Source organism: Streptomyces sp. NPDC090442, assembly GCF_044769405.1.
Classification (GTDB): domain Bacteria; phylum Actinomycetota; class Actinomycetes; order Streptomycetales; family Streptomycetaceae; genus Streptomyces.
This window is the reverse complement of the sequence record NZ_JBIVXW010000011.1, coordinates 1-12,489: the sequence shown is the minus strand read 5'-3', so window position 1 is coordinate 12,489 and position 12,489 is coordinate 1. Positions and strand designations below refer to the sequence as shown.

Below are 12,489 nucleotides of genomic sequence, written 5' to 3'. Positions count from 1 at the left end.
GCCCGGAGCTGTACCGTTTTGGCCCTCGTTTTCCGCGTACTGCGGTGCAGCGGAAGGCTGTTGCTGCTGTTGCCGCCCGTTGCGGCGTCGAGCCCTGGTGGCGCTGGACATCCCCCGGCCTGCTCCTCTACTGGTGGTGGTGCCTAATGCGTATCGGCCGCCGCTCGGACTGGTGCGTCGGAAGGTGACACCCGTACGGTACGGCTCGATCGATACACGGCATAGTAGAGGGCGCTACGGCGTGAGTGCCGGGGGCGGTCGATGTGGATCCAACAGGCGGGGAGAGAAAGCGACAATGGCATCACGTCGGGACGAGCTGAATGCATATTCGTTCGCGCGAAAGCGCACGAATGCGGCATTCCTGAAGCCGCTGCCGAACGGCTCGATCGAGAGCGCGCCCAAGCCCCTGAAGGCTGTGTTGCCCAGCGTGGTGATGGGGGTCGTGATGCTCGTGGGGTTCGGCGCGTGGGGGATTATCAGCCCCGTCGCACCCCAGGGTTGGGATCAGGTGGGCGGAAATGTCCTCGTCGGGGATAAATCCACCACGCGCTATGTCGTGCTGCCGAGCGAGGACGGCAACAAAAAGCAGAATCTGCTGCATCCCGTTCTGAATCTGGCCTCCGCCAGGCTCCTTGTCGACCCGAGCAAGTTTCAGGTCGTCAAGGTCAAGGAAGAGGAACTGGACAGCGGAAAGGTGCCGCGCGGCGCGGCGATCGGCATTCCCTACGCCCCGGACCGACTGCCCACCGCGGACGACGTGGACAAGCCCAAGACATGGGCGGTGTGCGACCGCCCCGGCAGCGGCACCAACAACAAGTCGCAGCAGGCGGTGTTCGTCCTCGCCGGCAAGGACCTGGACAAGATCGGCAACCCCAAGAAGGGCAAGCTGGACCTCCACCAGGCGCTGTACGTCGAGGACCCGGACGGCGTGAAGTGGCTGGTCGACCAGAACGGCTTCGCGTTCCAGATGATCGCCGACGAGACGCAGGCCATCATGGAGGCCAAGGCGAACGTCAAGCACGTCGACACCGAGGCCGACCGCGGGCTGCGCCGGATCATCTTCGGTTCCCAGGCCGAACCGCAGAAGGTCTCGGCGGAGTTCATGAACACGCTCATCAAGAGCCCGTACCCGATCAGCATGCCGAAGGTGGACGGCGCCGGTGAGCCGGTCTCCAACTCGGCGATCCCCGCGGAGGCGCGGAAGGTCGGCTCGATCGTCCAGGTCGGCGACGGCGTGAAGTACGTGGTCCTCAAGGACGGCGTCCAGCAGGTCACCAACTTCGTGGCCAACCTCCTGGAGCAGGGCCCCAACGGCGAGAAGGTGACCGGCTCCGCGGGCAAGGCGCTCCAGCCGGTGGTCGCCGCCACCGGCAGCGTGAGCCCCAAGACGGACTCCACCGGCCACGCGGTCACCTTCTACGGCAAGATCCTGGGTACGGACCTGGACAACCCGTGGCCCAAGGAGACGGTCACCGCGGCCAACGACTTCGCGCACGGCTCCCAGACCGGCGGGATGACCGCCCCCACCCAGGACGGCGTCTCGTGCAGCGTCTACAAGGGGACCAACAGCAAGTACCCGGGCGTCGACAAGCTGGGCTTCCCCAACGGCATCCCGGACATGAGCACTTGGGTCGGCAAGGACTACCCGGCCAAGATCGCCCCCGGTGCCTCCGCGTACGTCACCCCCGGCAGCGGCCTGCTCTACCAGCAGGTGGCCACCCCCAAGGCGACCTCCGGCAGCCTCTTCCTGGTCACCGACACCGGCCTGCGCTACTCGGTCCCGCGCAACAACGACTCCGCCAACAAGGCCGGTAGCGACAAGCAGGAGCAGGACCAGGCGCAGATCCACCTCGGCTACAAGGACGCGCACCCGCCGCTCCTCCCGGAGGCGTGGTCCAAGCTGCTCTCCGCCGGCCCGTCCCTGGACGTCAACAGCGCCAAGCAGCCGCAGGCGTCCTGACCCCACGACCTCACCGAGCGGCCATCCTCGGCCACTCCGGCGCGCTCTGAGGCCGCGCCCGGTTCCCGTTCGCGGAGCCGGGCGCGGCCTCACCCGTCACGGGGCTCCCGATCCTCGCGGTGACGTACTCAAATCCCTTGCCTCACAGGGGAGTCGGCGATTCCGCGTCTCCTCCGGAACCGCTCCATCTCGCCTCCACCTCTCCCCGGAACCTTCACTACCGCTTGCCGGAAACAACCCCATCTGTCCGTTTCCCCTGAACGGCGTTTTCTCGACGCCCAGTTGACATTGTTGTGATCCCGTCACAACGGCCGTACCCCTGTTGGGAACAGGCGTGTGGAGTAGGTAATGTGGCAGGGGGCGTCAGCAGGAGATGCCACCCGCGCACTGCCCTCGCCGGCGCCGCGCGGCCGACGTACGAGTCTCATGGGGGACGTTGACCATGGCTGGTCAGTTCACAACCACTCACGAGGAGATGGTCGCGTTCAGCGGCAAAATCGACTCGGTGAACCAGGCGATCAAGGGCGAGATCCAGCGTCTGCAGCAGGTCGTCGACACCATCACCTCGGGCTGGAAGGGCCAGGCGGCCTCCTCCTACCACCAGCTTCAGTCGCAGGTGAACGAGGACGCCAACCGCATCAACCAGCTTCTGGCCGAGATCAAGGAAGCGATCGACCAGACCACGGGCAACTACAGCTCCTCCGAAGAAGAGCAGGCTCAGTCGATTTCGCACGTCACCGCCCAGGCTTCCCCGTTCGGATGATGGGGCCGCGCCGCTGACCCCGGCGCACTCGCCCGCCCGCCGTGGTCCAGGCCCACCGGTCAGTGCCGGTGTGCGGCCTCGCCACGGCTGAAGTGAATCGACTAGTCAGCAACAACTCCTGAGGAGACCCCATGTCCGGCCAGATCCTCGTCAATTTCCAGACGATCAGCCAGGCAAGTTCCGACGTGCGCAACACCGCGAACAACATCCGCCAGCAGCTCGACGACCTTGAGTCGGGCGTCAAGCGGATCGCGTCGAGCTGGGAAGGTGCCGCGCAGGAGGGCTACCAGGCCCGCCAGCGCGAGTGGGACCAGCGCGCCGCGCACCTCCAGCAGACGCTGGAGGCCATCGCCAAGGCTCTCGACACCGCCGCGCAGAACTACCAGAGCACCGAGAGCAAGAACGCCAGCATCTGGGGCGGCTGACCCTCGCCCCGCGCGAGGACGCACAGCACGGACGGCACATGGCTGAGCAGCCCCCAACGGCTCGCACAGTGGTCAAAGAGGGCGAGCGCGCTGCACCAGTGCGCTCGCCCTTCGGCCGTCCCTACCCCCAACTACCCGTCCCCGCACCCCTGTTCGTTCCCACCACCCCTCGCCCCGTCCCATCCCCACCCACCTAGGGAGAGCAGACAACCCGTGGGATCTCGCGCCATTGGTCTACGAGCCGGGCACCGCCGCCGCGCGACGGGCGCACTGGTCACCGCGGCCTGCGTCGCCGGCCTCTCGTGCGTCGCCGCCCCGCCGGCAGTCGCGGACGACGGGAACGTCCCGCTGCAGAGCGGCGAGTGCAAGTTCGGCACCAGCGACATCAAAGAGACCCCCTGGTCCCTGCAGCGCCTGATCAACAGTCAGATGTGGGCGGGCGGCAACAAGGGCGGGGGCATCCGGGTCGCCGTCATCGACACCGGCATCGACGCGGGCAACAAGCAGCTCCAGGACGCCATCGAGGGTCCCGGCAAGACCTACGTCAAGGACGGCAAGGCGACCCAGGACAAGGTCGGGCACGGCACCAAGGTCGCCGGCATCATCGCCGCCCGCCCCCGCGTGGGCTCCGGCTTCTACGGCCTGGCCCCCGAGGCCAAGGTCCTCCCGTTCCAGCAGACCAGCGACGAGCAGGCGGGCACCGCCGACACCCTCGCCACGGCCATCGACGACGCGGTGGCGGCCAAGGTCGACATCATCAACATCTCGCAGGGAACGGCGGCCAGCGAGTCCCTGCTGCCCAAGCTCAAGGCCGCGGTCAAGAAGGCCCAGGACGCCGGCATCCTGATCGTCGCCTCGGCCGGCAACAGCGGCGCCAGCGGTGCGGAGAAGAACATCTACCCCGCCGCGTTCAGCGAGGAGTTCGACAACGTCATGGCCGTTGCGGCCTCCGACCGCAACAACGAGCGCGCGCCCTTCTCCCAGCCCGGTTCCTTCGTCGGCATCGCCGCTCCCGGCGTCGACATGGTCTCCACCGTCCCGCTCGGCGGCAACTGCGTCGACCAAGGCACCAGCTTCTCCGCTCCGTATGCCACCGGCGCCGCCGTGCTCCTGATGGCCAAGCACAAGAGCGACAACGAGAAGTGGGGGCCGCAGCAGATCATCTGGCACCTGGAGCAGACCGCCGACCGGGTCCGCAGGGGCCGGGACAACAACATCGGCTGGGGCGTGATCAATCCGATGGCCGCCCTGAACGACGACACCCGGCCCACCGGCGCGCCCACCCCCGACAAGTTCAAGGGTGTGGCCGACGGTTCCAATATCCTGCCGGCCGTCGCCACCCTCGGAGAAACCACCGAGCAGCGGCGCGCCCGCATCGCCATCTTCATCGTCGGCGGCGGACTTCTTGCCGTCGCCGCGGTCGTGGGCTCCTCGGTCGCCCTACGCGACTGGCGCCGCAAGACCGGACTGACATCACACGGGGAGGCCGAGCATGGCTAAAGAGGAATACGGCGTTGATCTGGACGCCCTCGATCAACTGGTCAAGGAGCTCAACCAGATCCTGAAGGACATGGGCGGTCCGAACAACAGGGCCAAGAACCAGACGTATCTGCCGCCCAAGGCCCTGGGGAACTCGTTCGGTGAGCAGAACGACCTGCACAAGGCGCACACCGAAATGCAGCAGTACATCCAGGAACAGATCGTCAAGAAGATCACGGATCTGATCGACGAGTTCGGTCAGAAGTCCAAGAAGACGAAGGAAGCCTACGACGACGCCGAGCAGCGCAACAAGATTCACCATTGATAACTGCGGTGACGGCGTTGACGGTTAGGTGAAGGAGAAGGGGGCCGAGGGGTGAGCGGAGACACGGGCGGCGTGCCCACGGATCGGTACGTGGACACCAGGTTCTACACCAAGTTCAATCTGAACGATCTCAATGGACTGAAGAAGATGCTGGACGGTGCCAGCGTCCAGACGGTCCGGGACGTGGCGAACAACTGGCAGGGCCTGCACGACGACCTGGTCGGCGAGGACGGCCAGGGCGGAATCCAGAAGCGGTTCACCGACGCGGTGAACAAGGTGATGCAGTCCTGGCACGGCGAAGCGGCCAACCGCTTCCAGAAGAAGGCCCAGGACATCGTCGAAAACTTCCAGAACGGCGCGCCGTTCGCCGTTCACACGGCGAAGATCATGGGCGCGACGGCCGACGACCTCCAGAAGGCCATCGACAAGGTCGTTCCGGTCGACGACGGTTGGAACTGGGGCGATGACGTCTGGGGCGAGATGCCCTGGTCGGACCAGATCGACGACGACGATCTGAACAACGCGCTGAAGTCCGGCGCCAGCACCGGCGGCATCCTCGACGCGAACAAGGACAACCTGTCGGGCCACCAGAAGAAGCGCCTTGAGGCCGCGGTGGCGATGGAGACCCTGGGCACGTCTTATCGGGCGCGGGCTACGGGGTTGCAGAAGCCGGGGGCCGTACCAGGGCAGGGTGGGTACGACGACAGGCACAACGAACACTCCGACCAGAAGGACCTGGGCGGTATGCCCATGCCCATGCCCACAGGTGGCGGGCTAGGTGGCGGTGGTGGCGGAGGAGGCGGTGGCCTCAAGATCCCCACTCGGGGTATGAAGTCCGCTCCCAAGATGCCCGAGACGCCCAAGATGCCGGACCAGCAGGGCATTAGTGGTGGGCTGGGTTCGATGAAGCCCCACACGCCCGATGTGAAGACCGGTCTGGACGGCCTCGGCGGCACCGGCGTCAAGATCCCCAACGCAGGTGGCCCCGGCCCTGGCATGGGCGGTGGCCCTGGCGGTGGAAACATCCACATGCCCAGTGGCGGTGGCCCCGGCGGTATGCCGGGCATTCCCGGCGGCGGTCTGCCCGGTGGCGCCATTCCCCGCGGCATGGGTGGCGTGAAGAGCGGGCCCGGCGGCACGGGTGGCGTGAAGGGTGGTCCCAGTGGCCCTGGGGGTCCGGGTGGTGCGAAGGGCGGTCCCGGCGGCGTGAAGGGCGGCCCCGGCGGCACCGGGACACCGGGAGCCACCGGAGCCCGCGCCGGTCGTCCGGGCATGCCGGGAGGCATGGGCGGTGCGCACGCCGGAGGTGGAAAGGGCGCGGGTGGCCGTGGCGGAGGTGCGGCTGGCGGCGCCGGCGGCGCTCAGGCACGGCTGAAGGGCGGGATCGTCGGCTCGACCGGCGGCAAGGCCAGCGGTGGCGGAGCTCAGGGAGGTTCGGGCCTGCACCGTAGCCGCGGTGGCGCTGCGGCCGGGACCAACTCCGGCAGTGGCGGACGTCGTCCGACGGGCATGATGGGCGGCGCCCATGGTGCCCACGGTGGCAAGGGGAAGGGCGAGGGCCAGAACGGGAACCGCCCCGACTACCTTGTGGAGGACGAGGAGACCTGGACGCCGGAGCGTAATGTGGCTCCCCGGGTCATCGAGTAGGAACGGCCGGGCAAGCAATCGGCAGACATGCTTGGGGCCCGCAGCTCTCGGGCTGCGGGCCCCAGTTCTGTGAGGAAGGTGTAATGGCATGAGCTTCACGCGGACGCTGCGTGCGGTGGGCGGCGCGGTAGTGGCGGGGGCGCTGCTCTTTGGCACCGCGCCGATTGCTTCGGCAGACCAAATTAGAAACGAACAGTGGCCGTTGCAAAAGTTCGACGCTGAGTCGATCTGGAAGGTTTCAACGGGCAAGGGTGTTACCGTCGCTGTTCTTGACAGCCCGGTGGACGGAAGCCACGCGGACCTCACGGGCAATGTCCTGCCGGGTAAGAACTTCATCACCGGCAGTGGTTCCGCGGACCAGGGAACTGGCAACGGTGCGGACCACGGCACGGCGATGGCATCCATCATCGCTGGTCATGGACACGGTGCGGGTGGAGCCGACGGCGTCAAGGGGCTTGCACCCGACGCAAAAATCTTGCCCGTAGCCGTTCCTGGCACAAGCCATGACCAGTCTGGCGCCGTGCAAGACATGCATCTCGCCCAGGCGCTGAGGTATGCCGTCGATCAAGGCGCCAAAGTGGTGAACATGTCGTTCGGCACTGGTGAAGTGAGCATTTCTCCGGAAGAACAACAGGCTGTTGACTATGCGCGTAAGCATGACGTGCTTCTAGTTGCAGCTTCAGGTAACGATGGCATCGGTACTCCCGCAGTCCCAGCAGGGGCGCCAGGCGTTCTTGCAGTGGGGGCAGTGGACAACAACGGAGAGATCTGGAAGAAGTCAAACTTCGGATCTCACCTCAAGTTGACTGCCCCGGGTGTGAACATCAGGTCCGCGAGTTCCATTGTGGACATCCACGGCAAATACCGCCTGGCCGACGGTACGTCTGACTCCACCGCCTACGTCTCCGGCGCCGCCGCCCTTCTCCGAGCCAAGTTCCCTGATCTGACTGCTGGTCAGATCGCGAACCGCCTCATCAAGACGGCCAGCCTCCCGGCCGACCAGCAGGGCATCTCGCTGCCGGACCAGCACTACGGCTACGGCTCGATCAACCCGCTCAGCGCCCTGACCAAGGACGTTCCCGCCGGCTCCAAGGACGGCCCGTTCCCCGCGTTGAGCGGCGGCTCCTCTGGCCCGTCTTCCGACCCCAGCAGCGCGGCCGGCGACACCGGCGGCGGCGTGAAGATCGCGAGCCACAAGGGCCTGAGTGCGCCCTTCCTGATTCTCATCGCCGTCGTCGTGCTGGTCATCCTGGCCATCGTCCTCGTCGTGGTGCTGGTGGCCAAGAAGAACCGTCGTAACGGTCCGCCTCCCGGTGGCCCGGGTGGCTTCGGCGGTCCCGGTGGGTCCAGCGGCTACATGCCGAACCAGCAGATGCCGTACCAGCAGCAGCCTGGTGCGCCTGGCTCCTACCCGCAGGGCCCGCCCACGCAGCCGCCCGGCCACTAAGGCTCAGAGGTAGCGCAAGCGAGGAGTAGCGGAAATGGATTGGGGTCCGCGGCCTTCGGGCCGCGGACCCCAATGCGTATGCGAGAGCGGCGCGTTCAGTAAAGCGCCGCAGCTTTGCTCAAGTCGTTTCCGCTATGGCGAAGTTGACGAACGCAGCCCAGGCGGCGGGGCGTACGGCCAGCGCCGACCGCGTCACGTCCTTCGAGTCGCGAATGCGTACGGTGGTGGTGTCCGTAGCGACCTCGATGCATTCACCGCCTTCTTCGCTGCTGTAGCTGCTCTTGAACCATGACAACTCGTATGAGTCTTGCACGGTGGTGTCGACGTTCATGTCGCTTTCAGCACCTTCTCGATGTAGGTCAGTGATTCGCTGGGCGTGAGGGCCTGAGCGCGAAGGATCCCGTACTTGTTCTCAAGAGCCCGGACCGAACGTCGGTCTGTGCGGAGGCGGCTCACGTTCTGCACCTCCACGTACGCGATCCTGTGCCCCTCCTTGGTCTCGATCAAAGTGAACGGGCCGGCCAACCCCGAGTTCTCTTCTCGGCTTAGCGGCATGACTTGGATCTCGACAGTGCTCTTCTGGCCGACGAGCAGGATCTGCTCCAACTGGCCGCGGAGCACCTCCCGTCCACCGATGGGGCGCAGCAGCACAGACTCGTCGATCACGAAGCTGAACAGAGGCGCCGGGCGACAGACGAAGATCTCCTGCCGGGCCAGGCGTCCCGCCACACGCTGTTCGAGGATGCCCGCGTCCAGGGGCGGCCGCATCATCCCGAATACCGCCCGTGCGTACTACTCCGTCTGCAAAAGCCCGGGCACGGCCTGCGTCGCGTACACATGCAACTCGACCGCTTGGCTCTCCAACCGCGCCGCATCCCGGAAGAACGCCGGATAGCGGGCCCGTGCCACCTCCTCCTTCATTTCCACGAGGACGCCGCGGGCGTCCAGTACCTCTTCCGCCTCGTCGATGAACTCGGGTGGCGGGATGCGCCGTCCCTGCTCGTAAGAGGCGATGGTGGAGGGGGAGTAACCCATCCGCGCGCCGAATTCGGTGCGTTCCATGCCCGCCCATTCCCGCAGGCGCTTGAGCTGGCGTCCGAATACCCGCAGGATGCCCGACTCGGGCTCGTGCTCCGCCTGTTCTTCGTCGTCCGTCTGCCGGCCGCCGTTGTCCATGTCCGTTGCCTTCCCGGGGCTGACTGCCGCCGCGTACCCGCGCCTCCCGGTACGTACAACGCACCGTGGTCAGCGCATCACTCCTCGTCAAAGGTATGTCCGTGACGGGAGGGTTGGGCCCATGAACAGCACAGTCCGCTCTTCCGGGGTATCTTCCCGAATCCGCGAAACCCACGCCGGGGTGGGCGAGTTCGCGATGCGCTTCACCTCCACGCCGCGCCGACCGCTTGCGGAGTGTGAGCACGGGCTACTGATCGTGGCGTACCTCGGGGCCAGTTGGGCGTGACCCTGCGGGGCGGCCCAGGTAAGGCCGTCTGGGCGGAGTACGTCACGGCTGTGGGTGCGGTCGAGTGCGGTTCAGTAACCTGCACCGGGGCGGCTGACGGCAACCCGGCGTCGTTTGCGTCACGTACCCCTCTGACCGGACGCGTTGGCCAGAGGGGCAAAGTGTGAGCTCGGGGCATCGCCCGCCTCGAATCCCCCACCGCGCCGCCCCCGTTGGGGCAGGCTGCCTGGATGCGGTCAGCCGAAGGGGTTGTCAGGGGAATCGGGCCCGGTGGGCGTCATCAGTGCAAGGCGTGGGTCTTTCGGTGTGACGGGGCCGGCATCGGGCGCAGGGGCCGACACCTGTTCCTGCTTGACGCCGGGGGGAAGGAAGCAGGGGGTGTTCACCGAGAAGACGAGTGCGTCGCGTCGTCCGTAAGAGTCCACGGAGATAAAGAAGTTGTCGCTTCCGCCCCGTGCGTCCATGAGCGCTTGCGAGGGCTCCGCGCGGTAGCCGAGGATCTTGTACCCCTCCGCTTCGAGCTTCTTGCGCATGGGTTGAAGAGCCTTTCCATGCTCCGCCCCAGGAAGCTGAACACGCACGGAGTAGGTTAGGTCGAAACGCCCATCATTGGCACGTTCGTGGTTCTTGCCGAAGCAGTCGCGGAACTCCTTGTGCACGGTATCGTCGTCGACCTGCAACCGGTACTGGCCGGCCAGTGAGTCGATCAGTTCACGGGCCGAGCGTTCGGCTCCGTCCTCGCTCTTGACGGGCAGCGGATCGTTCTTCCCAGAGCCGGTCATGCATCCTCCAGATGCGAGCAGGGCGACGAGTGTGAGAATGCTGAAACGGCCGGCACGCCGGCTTTGGCCGGTCACCACTTGGGCCCACTCTCTCCGGGCGGGTTGTACTGCGGAGGCACGCGGTACTCCCCTGGGCGGGGAGGCATTCCGGCGATAATGCGTCCCTGGTTGGCCAGGCTTTCGCTGCCCTTGTCCCAATAGCCGCCGTGGCCTTCGGTGTCCACGTTGAAAATCTTGCCCCCGAAGTCCTGCTCTGCGGGATTTTCTCCCAGCGTTTTGTTCGATGCGACGGTGGAGACGATGTCGTCCGGCGCCCAGCCGGCCCAGACGTGGTTCGGGTCCATCTGCAGGTCCTTGGCATGATCCACCGTCATACCCGGGCTGCCGACCACGACGACGTCGTCGGCGTCGATGCCGTTGCTGTGGGCCGCCGCGTCGCCTACCACGGTTGAGCCGTAGCTGTGCCCGAGCACGGTCATGTGGGCGCGCTCGCCGGTGTGCGATTCACGCAAACCGTGGGTGAAGCTCCTTAGGTCGCCGGCGGCGGCATCGGCGCGGCCGGTCGTAGCCATGCTGCCGTCGACCTCAGGGGCGTCGTACCCAAGCCACGAGACCACCGCGGTGCTCTCGCCGCCGCCCTTGTCCTGAGCTGCCTGCTGGAGCCGGTCCACGCGATCGATTTGATCGTCGACGTTGGTCAAGTCATTGTCGGTGCCGGGAACTTGTACGGCAACGTTGCGCGCGGTGTCCGGATTTCCTTGGGACACCACAGCCCGCCCGTCGCGGGCCTTCGTGTCGATCCCCAGCACATACAGCCTTTTGTTCTCGTCATTACTGCCGTCGGATTTGCCGAGCGAGTCCTTCAGTTTCTGCAATCCCTCGTACTGCCGTTGGTCGCGGATGCCCAGTTCGCCGTTCTGCTTCTTCATCTCGTACTCCGCGAGCTGGAGGTCCACCACCTTGCGGTTCGCCTCGTCACGGTCGGTGCTGGGGATGCCGTCGAGCCAACCGATCTTCTCGGGGTAGGCGTCGAGGTACTCCTGCCGCTCCTGCTCGGATAGCCCCGACCACCACTTGGCGTTCTCCTTCGGGTCCTTCTTCGAGGGGATGGCGTCCTCATCGAGGTGGGCGAATTCCGCGGCCTTCCGGGCGCCTTCTTCGGCCTTCGACGCGCCGTAGTCCTTGTCGAGGTTGAACGCGTCGATTTGCTGAAGGAGTTGCATGCCCTCCCAGGAAGCGGTACCGGCTGCGTCGAGGCAGTACTGGATGTCGTTCTGGTAGCCCTCCAGTTTGGCGATGCGCAGCTGATGTTCTTCCTGCGCCTCGGTGTCCGCGTTGCCGGTGGGGCAGGAGGTACTGCGGTCTGTCACATTGCCGTGGTCGTCGACGGCGTACCCGTCGAGTTCCGCGGTGCGCACACAGCGGCGCAAGTCCTCCTGAGCCTCCCGCATCTTCGTGTGAACGGTGGCCAGGACGGTGGCGATGGAGGTGACGTCGGACTGCGCGGTGCCAAGTTGGGTCTCGTTCGCCTCCATCTGGAGGAAGGCGTAACTGGCGTCCGTTCCGTGCCAGTTGCTCGCATGCAGGGGTCCGGTCACCTTGTGTCGGTGCCGAGCCTGGGCTTCCTCCAGCGCCTTCGCCAACTTTCGCCAGGAGTCAACGGCGGCTTCCAGATCGGAGAAATCCTGCTTGAGGAGTTCGTTGAAATTTTCGGGCATCGGTCACCGCACCCGGAACGTCTGGGCAGTGAAGTCCTCGTTGTACTCGTGGCCGTCGGCGGTGCGCCGTAGGCGGGACGCCGCGCTTTTGGGAGCACCGCCGCCTATTCGCTTGCTCAGCTCATCTAGCGCCATACCCCAGTCGTGAGCGACTCGCTCCATATCCGGGCCGATGGGCCAGGTCTTCAGCGCGGTACCGGCCGCCTCGATATCGCGCTTCGCCATCGCTACAGGCTTCTGCAGATCCTGGCTGATGGCATCGGCGGCCCCCGCTGCCGCTCTCAATTCCTCGGGTGTGACCGAGATGCTGCCGTTGGACACGGTCTTTCATTCCCCCGTGGTGTTCAGGCCGGTGAACGGTCATATGTGAGTATGACAGCAGGTTACGGGTCGCCCCACGATTGATGATCTTGCTCACGGTTGGGGACATGGAGTGGTTTCTATGAGTTGTCTGGGTTGTGATGACTCATCAGGCTCGCGC

The 12,489-nt window shown here is 65.9% G+C and carries 11 protein-coding genes and 1 pseudogene; 7 read left to right on the top strand and 5 right to left on the bottom strand.

Features of this window, described 5'->3' with window-relative positions; all coding sequences use genetic code 11:
- Positions 1–295 precede the first annotated feature (295 nt).
- The 7 genes from ACIQU6_RS10515 to ACIQU6_RS10485 all read left to right on the top strand — a co-directional run bounded on the left by ACIQU6_RS10515 (position 296) and on the right by ACIQU6_RS10485 (position 8,046).
- Entirely contained in the window at positions 296–1,960 is a 1,665-nt protein-coding gene (locus tag ACIQU6_RS10515) for a type VII secretion protein EccB (protein ID WP_403481246.1), read from the top strand.
- A 442-nt stretch (positions 1,961–2,402) separates the two neighbouring features.
- Complete coding sequence (locus ACIQU6_RS10510) at positions 2,403–2,723, top strand: WXG100 family type VII secretion target (RefSeq protein WP_403481245.1); 321 nt, start codon at positions 2,403–2,405, stop codon at positions 2,721–2,723.
- Between the two features lie 131 nt (positions 2,724–2,854).
- Entirely contained in the window at positions 2,855–3,148 is a 294-nt protein-coding gene (locus tag ACIQU6_RS10505) for a WXG100 family type VII secretion target (protein WP_403481244.1), read from the top strand.
- Between the two features lie 213 nt (positions 3,149–3,361).
- On the top strand, positions 3,362–4,648 hold the full coding sequence (locus ACIQU6_RS10500; protein WP_403481243.1) for a S8 family serine peptidase: 1,287 nt from the start codon (positions 3,362–3,364) through the stop codon (positions 4,646–4,648).
- On the top strand, positions 4,641–4,952 hold the full coding sequence (locus ACIQU6_RS10495; RefSeq protein ID WP_274912922.1) for a hypothetical protein: 312 nt from the start codon (positions 4,641–4,643) through the stop codon (positions 4,950–4,952). Before ACIQU6_RS10500 ends, ACIQU6_RS10495 begins: the two co-directional genes overlap by 8 nt.
- 90 nt (positions 4,953–5,042) lie before the next feature.
- A complete protein-coding gene (locus ACIQU6_RS10490; protein WP_403481242.1) occupies positions 5,043–6,599 on the top strand; it encodes a hypothetical protein in 1,557 nt (518 codons plus the stop codon).
- 88 nt (positions 6,600–6,687) lie between these two features.
- Entirely contained in the window at positions 6,688–8,046 is a 1,359-nt protein-coding gene (locus ACIQU6_RS10485; protein WP_403481241.1) for a S8 family peptidase, read from the top strand.
- Between the two features lie 118 nt (positions 8,047–8,164).
- Here the strand turns inward: ACIQU6_RS10485 and ACIQU6_RS10480 are convergent, their stop codons facing one another.
- From ACIQU6_RS10480 to ACIQU6_RS10460, 5 genes and pseudogenes are all read right to left on the bottom strand, one after another.
- Positions 8,165–8,377 carry a DUF397 domain-containing protein gene (locus ACIQU6_RS10480; protein ID WP_403481240.1) on the bottom strand — a complete coding sequence of 71 codons (213 nt, stop codon included), beginning with the start codon at positions 8,375–8,377 and terminating at the stop codon, positions 8,165–8,167.
- Positions 8,374–9,222 (bottom strand): annotated as a pseudogene (locus ACIQU6_RS10475) (helix-turn-helix domain-containing protein). Before ACIQU6_RS10475 ends, ACIQU6_RS10480 begins: the two are co-directional and overlap by 4 nt.
- A gap of 522 nt (positions 9,223–9,744) precedes the next feature.
- Entirely contained in the window at positions 9,745–10,290 is a 546-nt protein-coding gene (locus tag ACIQU6_RS10470; RefSeq protein ID WP_403481239.1) for a hypothetical protein, read from the bottom strand.
- 71 nt (positions 10,291–10,361) lie between these two features.
- The gene (locus ACIQU6_RS10465) at positions 10,362–12,008 is read right to left on the bottom strand and encodes an alpha/beta hydrolase (protein WP_403481238.1); all 1,647 of its coding nucleotides are present in this window, start codon (positions 12,006–12,008) and stop codon (positions 10,362–10,364) included.
- A 3-nt stretch (positions 12,009–12,011) separates the two neighbouring features.
- Positions 12,012–12,329, bottom strand: a complete 318-nt coding sequence (locus ACIQU6_RS10460; protein ID WP_403481237.1) for a hypothetical protein — start codon at positions 12,327–12,329, stop codon at positions 12,012–12,014.
- Between the last annotated feature and the right edge of the window lie 160 nt (positions 12,330–12,489).